Origin of the sequence: Providencia sp. PROV208 (genome assembly GCF_028479465.1) — a bacterium.
Lineage (GTDB): Bacteria > Pseudomonadota > Gammaproteobacteria > Enterobacterales > Enterobacteriaceae > Providencia > Providencia alcalifaciens.
On the sequence record NZ_JAMPNS010000011.1, the window covers coordinates 176150 to 193362 of the forward strand.

At 42.8% G+C, this 17213-nt stretch carries 14 protein-coding genes; 6 read left to right on the plus strand and 8 right to left on the minus strand.

The features are described 5' to 3' along the window. Positions 1-27 precede the first annotated feature (27 nt). Together PR766_RS09965 and ybaK are read left to right on the plus strand one after the other, a co-directional pair. The gene (locus tag PR766_RS09965; protein ID WP_006659274.1) at positions 28-834 is read left to right on the plus strand and encodes a TraB/GumN family protein; all 807 of its coding nucleotides are present in this window, start codon (positions 28-30) and stop codon (positions 832-834) included. Between the two features lie 31 nt (positions 835-865). Beyond that, positions 866-1345, plus strand: coding sequence for a Cys-tRNA(Pro)/Cys-tRNA(Cys) deacylase YbaK (gene ybaK, locus PR766_RS09970; RefSeq protein WP_036978646.1), 480 nt, complete (start codon positions 866-868; stop codon positions 1343-1345). A 46-nt stretch (positions 1346-1391) separates the two neighbouring features. Here the strand turns inward: ybaK and ushA are convergent, their stop codons facing one another. Continuing rightward, positions 1392-3062, minus strand: a complete 1671-nt coding sequence (gene ushA / locus PR766_RS09975) for a bifunctional UDP-sugar hydrolase/5'-nucleotidase UshA (RefSeq protein ID WP_006659276.1) — start codon at positions 3060-3062, stop codon at positions 1392-1394. A gap of 253 nt (positions 3063-3315) precedes the next feature. Here ushA and PR766_RS09980 point away from each other — a divergent pair, with 253 nt between their 5' ends. Both PR766_RS09980 and ybaL read left to right on the plus strand, forming a co-directional pair. Continuing rightward, a complete protein-coding gene (locus tag PR766_RS09980; protein WP_006661085.1) occupies positions 3316-4530 on the plus strand; it encodes an MFS transporter in 1215 nt (404 codons plus the stop codon). A 296-nt stretch (positions 4531-4826) separates the two neighbouring features. Next, complete coding sequence (ybaL, locus tag PR766_RS09985; protein ID WP_036961631.1) at positions 4827-6569, plus strand: YbaL family putative K(+) efflux transporter; 1743 nt, start codon at positions 4827-4829, stop codon at positions 6567-6569. Between the two features lie 55 nt (positions 6570-6624). On the opposite strand, the gene PR766_RS09990 is transcribed toward ybaL, so the two are convergent. The 4 genes from PR766_RS09990 to PR766_RS10005 all read right to left on the minus strand — a co-directional run bounded on the left by PR766_RS09990 (position 6625) and on the right by PR766_RS10005 (position 10531). Next, the gene (locus tag PR766_RS09990; RefSeq protein ID WP_154636217.1) at positions 6625-6978 is read right to left on the minus strand and encodes a DUF1937 family protein; all 354 of its coding nucleotides are present in this window, start codon (positions 6976-6978) and stop codon (positions 6625-6627) included. A gap of 114 nt (positions 6979-7092) precedes the next feature. After that, positions 7093-7869 (minus strand): DeoR/GlpR family DNA-binding transcription regulator, encoded by a 777-nt coding sequence (locus PR766_RS09995; protein ID WP_006661083.1) that lies wholly within the window; start codon positions 7867-7869, stop codon positions 7093-7095. 35 nt (positions 7870-7904) lie between these two features. After that, positions 7905-9134, minus strand: a complete 1230-nt coding sequence (locus PR766_RS10000) for an NAD(P)/FAD-dependent oxidoreductase (protein ID WP_154636216.1) — start codon at positions 9132-9134, stop codon at positions 7905-7907. Beyond that, positions 9131-10531 carry an NAD(P)/FAD-dependent oxidoreductase gene (locus PR766_RS10005; RefSeq protein WP_006661081.1) on the minus strand — a complete coding sequence of 467 codons (1401 nt, stop codon included), beginning with the start codon at positions 10529-10531 and terminating at the stop codon, positions 9131-9133. The genes PR766_RS10000 and PR766_RS10005 overlap by 4 nt, the downstream gene beginning before the upstream one ends. A gap of 242 nt (positions 10532-10773) precedes the next feature. On the opposite strand from PR766_RS10005, the gene PR766_RS10010 reads away from it, so the two are divergent. After that, positions 10774-12213, plus strand: a complete 1440-nt coding sequence (locus PR766_RS10010; protein ID WP_154631062.1) for an FGGY family carbohydrate kinase — start codon at positions 10774-10776, stop codon at positions 12211-12213. A gap of 34 nt (positions 12214-12247) precedes the next feature. After that, positions 12248-13498 carry an ethanolamine utilization protein EutH gene (gene eutH / locus PR766_RS10015; protein WP_036952538.1) on the plus strand — a complete coding sequence of 417 codons (1251 nt, stop codon included), beginning with the start codon at positions 12248-12250 and terminating at the stop codon, positions 13496-13498. Positions 13499-13571: 73 nt separating this feature from the next. Here eutH and PR766_RS10020 read toward each other — a convergent pair whose 3' ends face one another. The 3 genes from PR766_RS10020 to hemH form a co-directional block, all read right to left on the minus strand. Then, the gene (locus PR766_RS10020) at positions 13572-14885 is read right to left on the minus strand and encodes an inosine/guanosine kinase (protein WP_006659285.1); all 1314 of its coding nucleotides are present in this window, start codon (positions 14883-14885) and stop codon (positions 13572-13574) included. 108 nt (positions 14886-14993) lie between these two features. Next, positions 14994-16121: an LPS O-antigen length regulator Wzz(fepE) gene (wzz(fepE), locus tag PR766_RS10025; protein ID WP_154636215.1), complete on the minus strand. Its 1128-nt coding sequence runs from the start codon at positions 16119-16121 to the stop codon at positions 14994-14996. A 111-nt stretch (positions 16122-16232) separates the two neighbouring features. Beyond that, the gene (gene hemH, locus PR766_RS10030; RefSeq protein ID WP_006661077.1) at positions 16233-17207 is read right to left on the minus strand and encodes a ferrochelatase; all 975 of its coding nucleotides are present in this window, start codon (positions 17205-17207) and stop codon (positions 16233-16235) included. Between the last annotated feature and the right edge of the window lie 6 nt (positions 17208-17213).

Consider the following 17213-nt stretch of genomic DNA (forward strand, 5'->3'; position numbering starts at 1 on the left):
CAGTCGCTGAATAAGGATAAATAAACAATGGGAAAACTACTCGAAAACTTAAAAAGTTGGCTACATCGGGGAGTGGCTCCGAATTATCCTTACCCTGCGGTTGATGTTCGCTTACCTAATAATATAAAGCTGCACATTGTTGGCAGTATCCATATGGGAACAGAAAATATGTTTCCCTTGTCAGCGCTCTTATTAGATAAAATCAATCGTGCTAATGGGCTGATTGTTGAAGCGGATATTACCCAAGCAAACTCACCATTCCCAACATCTACTGAGCTGCTTTCGCCTATTTCACAACGGCTAACTGAGACTGAATTCGCGCTCTTTTTGCAGTATTGCCAAGAAATTCGTCAATCCCCAACACAATTTGACCCTCTTCCTTCATGGCAAGTAGCACTGACAATGCAAGCCACCCAAGCACAAATGCTGGGTTTACGAGGTCATTACGGCATTGATTACCAATTGATTCATAACGCCCAATCTCAACATAAACCCATTATCGAGCTAGAAGGCGTAGATTCCCAAGTTCAATTGCTTCTCAATTTGCCAAACAATGGTTTGCCATTATTACAAGATACCCTGATTCATTGGCGGTCGAATGCGCGTTCACTGCAAACAATGATCAGCTGGTGGTTAGATTTTCAGCCTGAAAATTGCGTTACATTACCCAATACCTTCAGTGAAGGGGTCTATAATGTGCTGATGACCCAACGTAATCAAGAATGGGCGAGCAAACTGAAAACCTTGCCTGCGGGTAATTATGTAGTCGCTGTAGGCGCACTGCATTTGTTTGGGGAACAGAGCTTAATTGATTATTTACGAAACGATATTTGATAAATCCAGTCATTAAAAAAAAGGAATAATTATGACTCCGGCAGTAAAATTACTGGAAAAACAAAAAATTAAATTCACGCTACACCCTTATGATCACGATCCTAATGAGAGTAATTTTGGTGATGAAGCCGTCCAAAAATTAGGCTTAGATGCCAAGCAAGTCTTCAAAACCTTATTAGTCGCGCTTAATGGCGATCAAAAAACCTTAGCCGTGGCTGTCACTCCAGTCTCTGGGCAGCTCGATCTCAAATCTGTCGCCAAGGTATTTAAAGTCAAAAAAGTCGAAATGGCCGACCCGCAAATTGCCCAAAAAACTACGGGGTATTTGCTGGGTGGGATCAGCCCATTAGGTCAGAAAAAACGCCTTCCGACCGTCATTGATAGTCAAGCTAAAGAATTTGCGACGATGTTTATTTCTGGCGGTAAACGCGGTTTGGATTTAGAGCTCTCTCCGAACGATTTGGCAAGTGTACTAAATGCCAACTTTGCGGATATTAAAAAAGAATCGTGAACAATAAAAAGCCCCTATCGAGGGGCTTTTTCATACCGATGAACGATTATTTATTTTTATAAACAATCTCGCCTTTTGGCTCATAATCAGCGGCTTTCAATGGAGAATGTTTCTCAATATAGCCTTTGAGTACTTCCGCATCCACAAAGCCCGTATTGACGTAATTTGGATGGTTATCGATAGCAGGGTAACCATCGCCACCAATAGCGTTGAAGTTTAATGTCGCCATACGGTAAGTTTTGTTCTTATCGATAGGTTTGCCATCAATCTTCACGTCGCTGATTGTACCATCCGCATTCAGGGTCAGGCTCACATTATAGAATTGACCATAAGCCCCTGAATCGGTTTTCATGTTTGCCACGGCTTGTAAGTACGGTAGAACTTCTTCACCTTTAAAGTCCACATACACCAATTCATTGGCAAATGGCTGAACTTTAAGGACATCTTTATACGTGATATCACCACTTTCGATAGAATCACGTACACCGCCACCACTCATAATAGCGAAATCTGCACCAGCTCGTTCCTTTTGAGCGGCCAGTAATAAGTGCCCCATATTAGTTTGCTCAAAGCGCACTTTATTACGGTCACCCATCAGTTTGCCTTCGACAGAACCCACCTTCACGCCTAATTGCTGGTCACCTTTATCTTGATAAGGGGTTAGCAATTTAGTCATTTCAGGGTTATGCGCAATTTCCTGAGTGTAGTAGACGTAATCTGATGAGCCATCGTCTTTCTTCACTTTTTTCTTCAGGTTAATCGGGATCAACTGATAATGTTTTAACGTGAATTTACCGTTTTTGAATTCAAAGTCTGCACGACCAACATATTTGCCCCATTCGTGGGCTTGAACAATCCATGTCCCATTTTGGTTATCTGGCGCACATGGCGTTCCTGGCACGTAATCTTCTTGTTTGTAATTTTTGTTCTCTTGAGACATACAAACAGGATCTTGTGAGTGACCACCCACGATCATATCCAAATAACCCGCAGGTAAACTACGAGCCATTTCAACATCCCCTGGTGCGTTAGAACCGTGGTTGCCATCATCATAGTGTCCCATGTGAGTTGCCGCGATAATGATGTCAGGTTTCTCGGTCGCACGTAATTCCTCTACCACCTTTTTAGCTTCAGCGGCAGGAACACGAAACTCAACATCAGGGAAGTTCGCAGGATTACCAATTTTTGCGGTGTCATCGGTTGTTAAACCTAGCACTGCAATTTTCACACCTTGCTTATCAAATACTTGGTAAGGTTTAAACAGTCGTTTTCCTGTACTGGTTTGATAAATATTGGCAGATAAGAATGGGAAAGTTGCCCATTTTTCTTGCTGTTTTAAGACTTCCAGCGGATTATCAAATTCATGGTTACCCAGCGCCATCGCATCGTAACCCACTAAATTCATGCCTTTAAAGTCAGGCTCTGCATCTTGTAAATCAGACTCTGGCACACCGGTATTAATATCCCCACCAGAGAGCAGCAAGACACTACCACCTTGCTTGGCAACTTCATCACGAATTTCGTCTACCACGGTTTTTTGTGCTGCTAAGCCATACTCACCTTTTTCATTGTGCCAAAAATGGCCATGGTGATCGTTGGTATGCAAGATAGTGATGTTGTAGGTTTTATCTTTTTCCCACGCATTTGCCATCGCTGCGGGTAACAGCGCTAACGAGACAGTTAATGCGCATGCAGATGCCTTAAATGTCAGTTTCATACATTCTCCCTGCTGGTATAGAAATATCTACCTATTAAGTAGTTTGTTATGTGTTAATGAGGTTAGTCTTATAGCATAAAAATGCTTATAAGATCTGAGCGGCTATGCACAAACAGAAAGCTGTTACAAAGAAATGAGATCTTGATCGACTAATATTTTTCGCCAATTTGACAACACGACTCATATTGCCATTTAAATAATTTCTATATTAGTTATATTGGTTACAATTACGCAACAAACTAAAGTGACGATGATGAGCGAGCAAACAGCAGCGAGTGGCGGAAGTAAACCCGCCAATAAAACAGGAAAAACCGTCTTTAGCATTCTGACGGCAATCAGTGTCTCCCACTTACTCAATGACATGATTCAATCGCTGATATTGGCGATTTATCCCTTACTACAATCTGACTTTTCTCTGAGTTTCGCGCAGATTGGGATGATCACCCTCACCTACCAAGTCACGGCCTCACTTTTACAGCCTATTATTGGTTATTACACCGATAAACACCCTCAGCCCTATTCCTTACCGATTGGTATGAGCTTTACGCTGTCAGGGTTGCTACTCTTAGCAATGGCAGAAACCTTCCCAACCATTTTGATAGCCGCCGCGCTAGTTGGTACGGGCTCCTCTGTATTCCACCCTGAATCCTCACGGGTTGCCAGGATGGCATCAGGTGGTCGCCATGGATTAGCCCAATCCTTCTTCCAAGTGGGCGGTAATCTTGGTGCATCATTAGGTCCGCTACTTGCCGCTTTGATTATTGAACCTTACGGTAAAGGCAATATTGGTTGGTTCTCATTCGCTGCCTTGCTTGCCATCATCATTCTCTTGCAAGTCAGCAGTTGGTATAAACAACAGCACCGTGCCGCGAAGAAAAGACCGGTCAGTCAGGGAGACGTAAAAGTCCTTCCTCGCAAAATCGTAATTGGGTCTCTCAGTATTTTGCTGATTCTAATTTTCTCAAAATATTTCTATTTAGCGAGTATCAGCAGCTACTACACGTTCTATTTAATCGATAAGTTTGGTGTTTCTGTACAAAATGCGCAAATTCACTTGTTTGTGTTTTTATTTGCAGTTGCCGCAGGCACCATGATTGGTGGACCGATTGGCGATAAAATCGGGCGTAAGTATGTTATCTGGTTTTCTATCCTTGGCGTTGCCCCGTTTACATTGATTTTGCCTCACGCTTCCTTGTTCTGGACGGGAGTTTTAACCGTGATCATTGGACTGATTTTAGCGTCAGCGTTCTCCGCCATTTTAGTTTATGCCCAAGAACTTATCCCTGGTAAGACTGGCATGGTTTCAGGACTATTCTTTGGACTCGCCTTTGGTATGGGTGGTGTTGGGGCTGCTGTGCTGGGCCAGATAGCGGATATGACTAGCATTGAGCAAGTTTACCAATACTGTGCATTTTTGCCGTTATTAGGCATTTTCACCGTATTGTTACCAAATATAAACAACAAATAGATTTATTATCTTATTTTATCCATACTTATGTTTTTATAAGTATGGATATCCCCTCCCTTATTTACCAAAAGATATGCATAAGAATCACTAAAATAAAAATCTTGTAACGATTTAGCTCTATCAGCTCGATTTTTTTTTAGAAACCTGACACTTTTTTAAAGAAATTTGTGTTCAAAACCGTTAAAATAAAAAAACAGGCAATTTGTATTTCAAAATGGTGATTAACGTCATCAACATTTTGAAAGCCAAAGGCATGTACCCACCTTTTTATTCATAAACAAACCAGAGGAGACTTAATGGAGCATTCAACGCCCTTAATTACAACCATTGTTGGTGGTCTCGCCCTTGCATATTTATTAGGCATGCTCGCACAGCGCTTAAAAATTTCTCCACTTGTCGGTTATCTTGCGGCAGGTGTATTAGCGGGTCCTTTTACCCCCGGTTTTGTTGCAGACACCACCCTCGCCCCTGAACTCGCTGAGATCGGGGTCATTCTTTTGATGTTTGGTGTTGGTCTACATTTCTCACTAAAAGATTTATTAGCCGTAAAAGCTATCGCTATTCCCGGAGCCATCGCACAAATAGCCGTTGCTACGTTGTTAGGTCTTGGCTTGTCGATGTTATTCGGATGGAGCGTATTTACAGGTATTGTCTTCGGTCTCTGTCTTTCAACAGCAAGTACTGTTGTCTTACTACGCGCACTCGAAGAGAGACAACTCATTGAAAGCCAACGTGGGCAAATCGCCATTGGCTGGCTGATCGTTGAAGATTTAGCCATGGTTCTCGCCTTAGTACTTTTACCGGCAGCCGCAGGCATCATGGATAGCAATGAAGCCAGTTTTGGCGAATTAGCGATGAGCCTTGGATGGACGATAGGTAAAGTCGTTGCCTTTATTGTGATTATGATTGTTATCGGGCGAAAAGTTATCCCATGGATATTGTCTCGCACAGCATCCACCGGCTCCCGTGAACTGTTTACGCTGGCTGTTTTAGCACTTGCATTAGGTATCGCCTATGCTGCTGTCGCGATTTTTGACGCCTCCTTCGCGCTAGGTGCCTTCTTCGCAGGTATGGTGCTGAATGAATCAGAGCTTAGCCATCGTGCAGCTCAGGATACTTTACCACTACGAGATGCTTTTGCAGTCCTGTTCTTCGTCTCCGTCGGAATGCTATTCGATCCAGTGGTTCTCCTTGAGCAACCGTTAGGTATCCTCGCTGTTCTCGGTATCATTATCATCGGTAAATCGGCGGCGGCGCTGGTGCTCGTTCGTCTGTTTGGGCACTCACGGCGTACCGCATTAACGATTTCGGTCAGCTTAGCGCAAATTGGTGAGTTTGCCTTTATTCTGGCAGGCATGGGGCTCGCGCTCGGGGTCATGGATAAAGACGCGCAAAACCTAGTGTTAGCTGGTGCGATTGTCTCTATCATGTTAAACCCAGTGTTATTCAGCTTACTGGATAAATATCTGGAAAAAACCGAAACCATCGAAGAGCAACTTCTCGAGGAAACACTGGAAGAAGAAACGCAAATTCCAGTCGATATTTGTGGTCACGCAGTGATTGTAGGCTATGGTCGCGTTGGTGGAATGCTAGCAGATAAACTACGCCGCCGTGAAATTCCTCTGGTTGTGATTGAAGATACCCGCGCACGCTTTGAAGAACTCGCTGAAAATGGCTTCTGTGCAATCTTAGGCAATGGTGCAAGTAAAGACATTCTAAGCCTGGCGCGTATTGAATGTGCAAAATCCCTGTTACTGACCATTCCAAACGGTTATGAAGCCGGTGAAATTGTTGCGACAGCGAAAGAGCTGAACCCTGATCTTACCGTGGTAGTTCGTGCACACTATGATGATGAAGTGAGCTTTATCAAAGAGCGTGGAGCCGACCATATTATTATTGGTGAGCATGAGATTGCGAAATCCATCACCACATTAATGTGCAATGATGTGGCAGAGTTCGGATGTGCGATCCCAGAAGATAATGATGGCAATAATGGTGAAGGTAAAAATTTAGATGAATATCTAAAACCGAGCCACTAAGACCACATTCTATTAGCACTAAAAAAAGCCGTAACTCATCGTTACGGCTTTTTCATTATGAATTCACGACCTGCTCTGCAAATTCCTTGTCAGTCCATACGGGCAAGCCTTTATCTTTGAAGAATTGAATTTCTGCAGCAACACCACCGCTTTTTTCCCATCCCGCTAGCGTCAGAACAATCAAACCATCACAGCGCTTTAAAAACTCCATATCAATCTCTGACCATGCCACTTTTTGCCCTTGAGAAGCTAAGTACTGGTTGATTGGATGAGTCATGGTAATTTGGCTATAAGTTGCAATTCCTTTAAGCGCTAATTCCGCGGCATATTGGGTACAAGTTTGGAAACGCATTTCCACAACATTACTATCAGGATCAGAGTATGGGCACGCAATAAAATAGAGTTTCATTTTAATTCCTAGTGTCGTATGTAACGAATTTTAAGCAAAGTAATCCTATGAAAAATAAATGAATTATTTTCCATAGGGTATAAATTAAATGAGTAATACTTTGATTTTTATGGCTTACAGAATATCTGCAATGATAATTTTGGTTTTCGGGCGTTTTTTATTTTCAGCTAATTTAAACTCTTTGCTGGTTGTAATGAGGTAATCAATATTTTCCCACCCTGCCACAAAGTTAATCGCATGTTTATGGGCTTTTGTTCCATCCGCTAACACCATTAACTTATCGCTGTTTTCCCGCATTTTTTGCGCAATGGCTGCCTCATCAACGTGTTGATCCATTACACCATGCTGAGGATGAAAAGCCCCTGCACCGATAACTGCATAGTCTGCATAAAATTCAGTAATATTTTTTAATGCGATTGCGCCTAAACAGGCATTTTGCGCCGCATTAAATTGCCCACCAATCAAAATTGTTTCGATAGAAGGGTTTTCCTGCAAGGTACTCGCTAACAATGGTGAGTTGGTGATCACGGTAATGTTATCTATCGATTTAATTCGTTGGCTAAACTCAAATGTTGTGGTCCCAAAATCAATAAACAGCGTGTCTCCAGGCTTAATTAACTCTGCGGCTTTTGCTGCTATCGCTTTCTTTTCATCGACAGCAGCTTGAGCTCGTTCGGTAAAATTACGCTCAAATTTTGACTGAATGTTGACAGCCCCACCGTGAACTTTCTTTAATAATTTTTGAGTTTCGAGTTTACTCAGATCACGACGGATAGTTTCTTGCGCGACATTAAAATGCGTTGCAAGCTCCTGCACATACACCTGACCTTGAGTTGATAACATCTCAATAATGGTTTGGTGTCGTACTTTTGAGGAGCGTCCCTCACACATAGTTTAATCCTTCTGACCATTTAACATTTCCAGCACTATACAACAGTGACAGTAATTTCAGTAGCACTCGCTTGGATTTTTGTTAAATCGATATTTTTCAGCAAAATACGACGCGTCGGTAAGCAACGATGGCGTTTTTCGTACAACAATGTGTTTCCTGCCATCACTCGGATTGTACCGGTTATCGCCGTGTTGACTTTGATGTTGAAATCCACTTTTTCAGTCATACATTCGGACATATCGATACATGCAGGCACGGTAAAACGAATCGGCTCAGCAAATTGGATTGGTAATCTTTTTCCTTGAGATACACCCATGTGGTGATGATTCGCTAATAAATCATCCGCAATATATCCGCCCGTAATCACGCCTTCTTGGTAACATTGATCCCCCATATCTGCCGGATGTAGCATGTTACCTGCCGCATAATAACTAGCATCAGAGCAGCGGCTACGCTGGTCTGTCACCGGTTTCCCCGTACTGGCATCAAAATTCAAATGGCTCTTACGAATTAACGTATTTTCCCCCACAAACCCGCCAGTAAAAATCACGGAGTCACAAACAATTTTGCGAATTTCTCCTGCAGTTTCTACCATCACATACTCCACTCGATCTAAACCGCCAATTTCGGTGATTTTACTCTTCAGATACACTGGAGTGCCCATGGCTTTGGCAAACAGTGAAGCGGGTTTAAACGCCAGAATTCGTTCGCCACTCTCAATCATCGCTTTGGCTTTTACGCCTGCATTTTTTAATGTCCATAACGCGGAAAAGCTGACTAACTCACTACCAACAATCACGGGATTCAAACACGGTTTTTGCCCTTTCAAATAGACAAATTGCTGTAATGCGCCAGCAGTCAAAATACCTTGGGGACGCAAACCAGAAACCAATCGAGGATGGCGTGGTGTTTCGCGAACGCCCGTCGCAATTAAAATACGCTTAGCACGCATTTCGACAGCGCCATCCGGTGTTGTCACCGTCAAGACACCATTCGGTTGTAATTGCGTAACCGTACTACGTGTCAGTATGGGGGTATCGCCCAAATTTTTGACAATCCGCTCAGCAAACTGGTTGCCTTTCATTGAGCGCTTAAACGCGAGCAAGCCAAATGTCGGATGCTGGCAATGACGAGGAACGCCCCCCGCATGGGCTTCTCGCTCTAAAATCGCGATATTATGAATACCGCGGCGGCGTAACGTTTGTGCCGCCGCCATACCTGCGGGACCGGAGCCAATGATAATCACATCGTAATTTACACTCATTTCACTGCCTCCACCGCTAATGTATTGTCAAAGCGACCATTAATAATTTCAGCAACCTGACTACTACAATAAAAACCATTACAACGCCCCATCATGACTCGAGTTCGGCGACGAAGAGCCCCTAAACATTCAGGCGGAATATCAGAATCAAACGTCGCTTCAATTTCACGTTGAGTGACCAATTCACAATGGCACACAATCCCGCCATTATTTTTGCATTGATAATCGCGTTCTTCATATTCAGAAAGCATTGGCATTTTAGGCCAAATCAAGTCTGTTGGCGGAGATAGCTCAAATAACGCTTCAAAATTCTCTTGATACAGTTTCCCTAAATGATTAGCAACGCCCAGTGCTGCGGTTAAACCTGTTGAGCGAATTCCACCCGCGCAAATCCACTGTTTTTCGGGATAATCATTAATACGATAATATTTTTCTTCTGTTGCAGGGCGTAAGCCTGCATAGGTCGCTGTCACACTGTAGTTATGTAACGATGGCAACATACGGGAGCCTTGGTCAATTAAATCTTGTAGAACGTCCTGCTTCACCTCAGCCTTCCAACGGTCTTGTTGTTCTTCTGCCGTTGGACCTAACAATAAGTTACCGAAAATCGTTTTCGACAATAAAACACCTTTAGTGATCGCTGTCGGTACAGGCAGAATAATCGCATTGATATCCGCTGCCGCCGCTTTGTCATACACCAAAAATTGACCTTTACGCGGTTTAATTTCAAACGGGGAAGGATGGCAAATAGATTCCACAATATCCCCGTTAATACCAGCACAGTTAATCACTAATCGGGCCGAAAACTCACCTTTTGATGTGGATAATGTCCAAATTCCCGCATTTAACTCACCGGAAGTCACTTCACAGTGAAATTGATATTCTGCGCCATGCTTCACGGCTTGGGTTAAATACGCCAGTGGTGTGCTCCATGGGTCAATAACGGACTCCCCTGGAACTTCAACCGCGGCGAGTGCGCCTTGCGCCAAATGTGGCTCTCGACGATAAAGTTCTTCTTTATCTATCATTCCCACATCCATGACATTATTGGTATGTGCTTGGTCTACAATGCTCGGCAGCTTATTGAGCTGCTCTTCGTTCCAAGCCACAACCAACGCACCTGTTTTGAGTAACGGTAAATTCATTTTTTCTCTAATATCAATGAACTCCCGATACCCATCTTGCATACATTCCAATTCTAATGTCCCTGGTGTGGCATCAAAACCAGTATGTAACAACGCGCTATTTGCTTTACTTGCCCCTGATAAAATATCGCCGCCACGCTCTAATAGCAGCGTTTTAGCTCCCATCAATGTGAATTTTCGGGTCACTGCACAGCCAATGACACCACCGCCAATCACAATGACATCCCACATTTTTTTATTATTAGCATTCATGGCTGAAATCCTTAACATAAAACTTGAACACATAAAACCACATAATTCCCACAATCTCAACAAATAAAACAACACAAATCACAGCAATCTACCAAAAACTTCTCACATTGTTATCTTATTGTGACAGTTATCACATTCACGAAACTTACTGTGAGTTTTTTGTGGATTTTATTTCCGTTTGAACGATAGTAGGCAAAAAAACAAACCAATTTACAACATTTATAACACTGGGAAATTCAGAGATGCTCAATCAACGTTATGCCGCTATCGATCAGGGAACAACGGGAACCCGGGTCGTCGTCTTTGAAGAAGGCGGTCATTATCACTCCCCGATGAGTATTCCGCACAAACAGATCACCTTAAATAGTGGTTGGGTTGAGCATGATCCAGAAGAGATCTTGGTAAATATCATCAAATGTCTGAATAGCTGTGAAGTCGTTGATGCTATTGGTATTTGTCACCAAGGTGAAAGTATTGTTGCGTGGGATGCTCAAACGAAGCGCCCCCTCTATAACGCAATTGTTTGGCAAGATCTCCGTACTGAAAAAACTATCCAGCAACTTAAAAATGCGGGGTTAGAGCCCCTTGTACAATCCAAATCTGGCTTGCCATTAGATCCTTACTTTTCTGCCAGTAAGATGGGATGGATCATGGAGAATGTCGTTGGTGCTAAGTCTCTTGCAGATAAAAATCGCCTACGTATCGGCACCATGGACGCTTTTTTCCTTGATCGTTTATGCGACGTTTTCGTGACAGATTATAACTCCGCATCACGTACGTCTCTGCTCAATATTCATACTTTGGAGTGGGATCCCCAACTGTGTGAGATTTTTGGTGTCCCTATCCACTGTTTACCGCCACTACGCGATAACATCGGTGACTTTGGCGCCGTTAATCTCGATGGTCATCTCACCCCAGTGACCGCCATTATTGTCGATCAATTCGCCGGAACCTTTGGGCATGGCTGCCGCCAAAAAGGGGATGCAAAAATTACCTTTGGAACAGGTGCCTTTTTGCAGACATTGACGGGCAGCGATATTCCACAAACCCACCAAAGTGGATTACTACCAACCTTATGTTGGAAATTTCCAGGAGAAGACCCTGTTTTTGGTTTAGATGGCGGCGTCTATAACGCTGCATCCGCAATCAATTGGGCACGCAAAATCGGTCTATTTGAGGATTTTGATGAGCTGGCTGATTTTCGTGATGAACCCGCCATTAAGCGCGGTTTGGCGTTTGTTCCTGCACTTTCAGGGCTAGGTTGTCCTTATTGGGATCGCAGCGCTGCCGGTCTATGGGCTGGGCTGTCTTTAGATACCGACAAGAAAGACATGATGCAGTCTGTTTTAGAAGGAATTGCCGCGCGTTCTGCCGAAGTTATTTTCGCAATGGAGAAGATATCTCCATTAGGTCAGTCCATTTCAGTCGATGGAGGGTTATCGTCAAATCAGTACTTTAAGCAGTTTTTGGCTAATTTATTGCAAAAAAATATTGAAGCACCAGCAAATCGTGAAGTCACAGCTCTCGGGGCAGCCTTGCTTGCACGTAAAGGTTTGGGAATAAGTCATGAAATGGCGATACGACGTAATACCAGCGTCACACGCCCTGATGGTACCAACATGCAAGGCATAATGGAACAGTATCGCGACATTATTGCCCGTTCTCGCCAGCTAAGAAATTAATTTTCCAACAATAAAAAAGAAAGGAAACCCTACTATGGCCGAATTCGGAAACTACATTATCTACTTAATTATGTGCGGAGCCGTCATCGGTGCCGTCGCATCGATTGTCAGACCTGCCAGTGACCTTGGAAAAGAGTTTGTAAACGGCATTTTTTCTATTGGTCCCGTGTTTCTCGCTCAAGCAGGGATCATGGCTGCCGTCCCGCTACTTTCACAATTAATCTCATACATTTTAGGACCGGTATTCAGTTCCGTCGGCTCTGATGTTTCTATTGCGGCACTGTCAATTATCGCCGTGGATATGGGTGGATATCAGTTAGCCGATGCCTTAACCACGAATCGCGATATGTGGATCACTGCGATGTTGATCGGTTATACCTCTGGCGCAACAATTGTTTACCTGATCCCCGTCGGTTTAACTATGTTAAATCGCAAAGATCACAAATACTTAGCCTTAGGCGCAATGGCTGGATTGATCTCTATTCCATTTGGGGTATTGGCATCATTACTGCTGATCACGCTTAATAATATTCCGGTTCGCGATATTATCTCGACTAACTCCCCAGCAACCCATCAGCTAACCCTCGATTTTCTGACGATGTTGCAGTATTTAATGCCACTATTTGTCTTCTGTTTCTTACTTGCTGCGGGTTTAAAATATCGCCCAATGTTAATGGTTACAGGCTTTTTGATCTTCGGTAAGATCATGGATGCTTTCGTTAAACTCGTTTTAGCTTTCTCGATCGTCGAGCATTTTACCGGTGTGTTTAGTAAAGTATTCGGGGCATGGGGTTTCGATCCGTTGTTTGCAGACCAAAATGAGTTGTTCCGTGCCATCGAAATTGCGGGTTATATTGGGATTATGCTCGCAGGGACTTTCCCTATCTGTTACCTGTTCCAACGCTACTGCAAACCGTTAGTTAGTGCGCTTAGCCGTCGATTAAAACTGAGCGACACGGGTTCACTCGGATTTATTATGGTGATGGCAAATATTATTGCGACCTACCACTTATTCAAAGAGATGCGTGCTAGAGACAAGGTGTTGTGTGTGGCTTTCGGGGTATGCGCACAAGCGACTATTGGCGATCATTTAGCCTTTACCGCAAATTTCCAACCAACATTAGTGTTGCCAATCTTGTTAGGTAAATTAGTGGGTGGTTTCTTAGCGGTATTTATTGCGATTAAAATCTCTGTTCCACAAGCTATGCGCTATGAGCAAGAAGATGAGAAAGCGGTTGAGGCTGTTAAAGCTGAGCACCCTGCGGGGATCGCCAAAGAAGCTTAATAGCTCGCATCTTGATAAAAACAAAAACACCTCATTCGAGGTGTTTTTTTATTTCTACATTACCCATTTATATTTAGCGGTCCCAATAGGACTCTTCTAAGCTATCTTCTTTTTCCGGTAATCCGCGTGTTAAGCGTGGAGAATGCTGGGAAAGGACTTGATAGCTTACACGGTTAGCATACTTACACACCTGCGCCAATGAGGAGTACGTGAGGTATTGACGTTCATGTTTACTGGAGTTAGGAACATTTGAGCGATGGTATGAATTCGCCGTAATATCATGCAGTAATGCCGATAATGCCCCATCGCCAGCCCCATTGGTATTCATGATTTTTTCAGGCCCCCCCATATAAGGCTCTATATGGGAGAAAATACGACGAGGCTGTTGGCAATCCTGCATGCGCATTGCACGGCTAAACTCATACAAATTAAATTCGGCAATCGCCCCTGGTAGTAATGGGTGCTGCGTTTTACGTTTATATTCTTCTTCAGTAAAACCTGCCATATACAATCCAGAAGGTCCCGCAGTACACAGAACAAGGTCAACCCAATCCAGTGCCATATTGGAGGCTAATAATGGATCGCTAAAACCGGTTAGCTCCAAAGCTTCATCTTCGTTCATCGCAACCACAGAAACATGATCCTTAAGAAAATCACGCCAGAATTGTGGGTCTTGAGCGATAACAAACTTAGTTCCCAATGTTAATACCACGGGAACATTGTGTTTTTTCGCATAATGGATTGCCTGCATAGTGGCATCAGGCATGGTTTCCCCCGGCTTACAACGGACTAAGTAAGCGGTTAATACCAGTGCGGAAGCCCCTGCAATAATATCCTCAGGAATACTATCTGGATGCAAACGATTCATGTGCCCAGGGCTGATAGCAAAGGTACGTTCACCATTTTCAGTGATCAGCGTAAAGCAACGTCCAATTGGACCATCTACCCCTTGCAAGTAATTCAAATCCATACGACTTGAGGTATGACAGAGGTAGCGATATGCGTAGCTACCAATCTGAATGTTGTTGCACATGGTGCCCAATAAAACGGAGCGGTCATCCGCTAAAACAGAGTAATTGTGGAGGGTATTGCCGATTGTTCCACCCGCAAATTCATGGGTAATTAGCTTTTGTTCAGTAAGCTCTTTATAGAGTGCTTCTGCCGCATCATCTTCGATGACTAAGGAATGACCTTTACTTAATTGATAACGTTCAATAAATTCATCATCAATTTTCGCTTCAATATCAACGAGTGTTTGGTCGATACCCACAATATACGATTTGCAGTTTTCATCGTCAGACATCATCTCTTTCATGGGTTGCAAAAGAGGATCTCTCAGAGAGACAGGAAAGTAGTGTTTAGATTTGCGTTGACCGGGGAATTTCATATTGGGAACATTAAAAAAGGAACATTCCGGTATTCTATCACGATAAAAGAAAACCAGCACCCTTCGATAAAAAGGCACTGGTTAGATTTTTATTACACTCTTGAGGGATTACTTATGGCGAATATTTTGCTGATTATAGTTACGGTACAGGTCACGACCTAATACGAATGCACAGCTCATGATAAAGCCTAAAATAGCACCTAACGCAACGATAAGCATGGATTTAGGCGAATCTTTCGCAACAGGCAAATCCGGTGTCAGAATAAATCTAACTGGCTCAAAATCTAATTCTTTGGTAGTCAGTGAGTTTAAGTTATCAATATAAACTCTCGCATTTTGCAGTTTCTCACTGATCAGCGCTAAATCACGATTTTTTAACTCAATACCCAGTTTTTCTTCTAAGGCTTCAGAACCTAATGCAATTGGGTAATCAGGATCATCATTGATTGCGACCGAATCCCTCGCAATCGGGCGAGTAATTCCTGCCGCCTTCGCAATGGTAATTGCACGTTTCAAACGTTCAATTTTCACATCATAAGCAATCTGGATTTTTGTGGTGTCTTGCTTCAACGCTTCTACGCTATAAATCAATTGGCGTGAAATCGCATTATCCACTTCAGTTTTCATTCTTTTACGAACGAGTGTCGCGGTGTAACGAATATACCCATCCATTAAATCTTGCGCTTCAACTGCTGTTGGCGCCGTAAATGATAGAACGATATCGCTATCATCACTGTCTTTTTCTTTTCCGTTATATTTCAGTTTAATGGAATCAGAAATAATTCGATTAACCAAACGTTGAACGTCTAATGGATCATTTTTATTATCAAGCTTATCGAGCATCGTTTTGAAATAATCGGTGCTTTTTACAAATGCTTCTTGGTTAACTTTGGAACGGTATTGAATAATAAATTCGTTGTAAATGCGTTGAGAACTAAGGTCAACATCCATTCCCAGCGCACTTAAACGCGCAGAAAATTCATTGACTTCTTTTAGCTCTTCAGAGGTTGGCGGGATAATAATTGCTTCACTCGTCCACTTTTGAGGAAGCATTTTTACGACCCCAATACTCAATGCGGTAACAATGACTGTTGCAATAATAATCAGGAGTTTATTTTTAAACAGAACCGCGATTAGCGCCATGAGATCGATCTCATCATTTTGCTGTAATTTAAATTGCGGGTCTTGCTCTAACTGCTTTTTTAATTCTGAAGACAAATTGGTTTTTTCAGTCATGTTAATTCCGTACAACAAGCTCTAAATTATACTGTCGAATATTGAGGTCGTAATTATAGTCTAAATTTGAGTTTTGGATATAACCATTAGTCATCTTTATGATATTAACGGTTATACAACACTTTTTACGTAATTTTTCAGAATTAACTGAATCATATTGATACTAATATCACTGTCATTCAGAGCAGGAATATAACGGTATTGTTCACCACCACTATGTAAAAAGAACTCTTTGTTCTGTTCACTAATTTCTTCTAACGTTTCTAAACAATCCACTGAAAAACCAGGGCAAACAACCTGAACAGATTTAACGCCCTCTGATGGCAGTTTTTTCATCGTCTGATCAGTGTATGGGCTTAACCATGGCTCGCGCCCAAATCGAGATTGGTAAGTCATAAGAACTCGGTCACTTGGAAATTTCAGCGCTTGCTTTAATAGTTCCGTCGTTTGCTCACACTCTTTGTCATAAATATCCCCAGAATCGCAGTAGCGCTGCGGAATACCGTGAAAAGAGAGAATGAGTCTATCCGGCTCACCATGCTCAGCAAAACTAGCCTCTATGGATTCAGCTAACGCTTGAATATACGCAGGGTGCGTCGCGTAGCTACGAATAAACTGCACAGAAGGAATAGTCCGCATAGGTTTAAAAGCGCGAGTAATAGCTTCATAAACAGCTGCAGTCGTGGTGCAGGAATATTGTGGATACAGAGGTAAAACCACCAATTCCGTCACATCTTGAGCAATCAAACTGTCGATAGCGCTCTTTATTGACGGCGAGCCATAAGTCATTCCCAGTTCAATCGGCGTATTAGGAAAAAATGCAGATAATTTTTCTTTTTGACGCTGTGAATAAACTAATAATGGCGAGCCTTCATCCATCCAAATTGAGCCATAAAGTTTTGCCACTTTGGAAGCGCGAATTGGCAAAATAGCGCCATGTAAAATAGGCTTCCAGATCAATGGGGAAAGATCAATAACGCGGGGATCACTTAAGAATTCTGCTAAATAGCGTTTAACTGCTGATGTTGTTGGGGCATCGGGCGTTCCCAAATTTACCAATAGTATTCCATATTTTTTTTCTAACATTAGAAC

Coding starts and splice junctions, on each gene's coding strand:
- PR766_RS09965 (WP_006659274.1), top strand. CDS start 28: ATGGGAAAACTACTCGAAAACTTAAAAAGTTGGCTACATCGGGGAGTG.
- ybaK (WP_036978646.1), top strand. CDS start 866: ATGACTCCGGCAGTAAAATTACTGGAAAAACAAAAAATTAAATTCACG.
- ushA (WP_006659276.1), bottom strand. CDS start 3,062: ATGAAACTGACATTTAAGGCATCTGCATGCGCATTAACTGTCTCGTTA.
- PR766_RS09980 (WP_006661085.1), top strand. CDS start 3,316: ATGAGCGAGCAAACAGCAGCGAGTGGCGGAAGTAAACCCGCCAATAAA.
- ybaL (WP_036961631.1), top strand. CDS start 4,827: ATGGAGCATTCAACGCCCTTAATTACAACCATTGTTGGTGGTCTCGCC.
- PR766_RS09990 (WP_154636217.1), bottom strand. CDS start 6,978: ATGAAACTCTATTTTATTGCGTGCCCATACTCTGATCCTGATAGTAAT.
- PR766_RS09995 (WP_006661083.1), bottom strand. CDS start 7,869: ATGTGTGAGGGACGCTCCTCAAAAGTACGACACCAAACCATTATTGAG.
- PR766_RS10000 (WP_154636216.1), bottom strand. CDS start 9,134: ATGAGTGTAAATTACGATGTGATTATCATTGGCTCCGGTCCCGCAGGT.
- PR766_RS10005 (WP_006661081.1), bottom strand. CDS start 10,531: ATGAATGCTAATAATAAAAAAATGTGGGATGTCATTGTGATTGGCGGT.
- PR766_RS10010 (WP_154631062.1), top strand. CDS start 10,774: ATGCTCAATCAACGTTATGCCGCTATCGATCAGGGAACAACGGGAACC.
- eutH (WP_036952538.1), top strand. CDS start 12,248: ATGGCCGAATTCGGAAACTACATTATCTACTTAATTATGTGCGGAGCC.
- PR766_RS10020 (WP_006659285.1), bottom strand. CDS start 14,885: ATGAAATTCCCCGGTCAACGCAAATCTAAACACTACTTTCCTGTCTCT.
- hemH (WP_006661077.1), bottom strand. CDS start 17,207: ATGTTAGAAAAAAAATATGGAATACTATTGGTAAATTTGGGAACGCCC.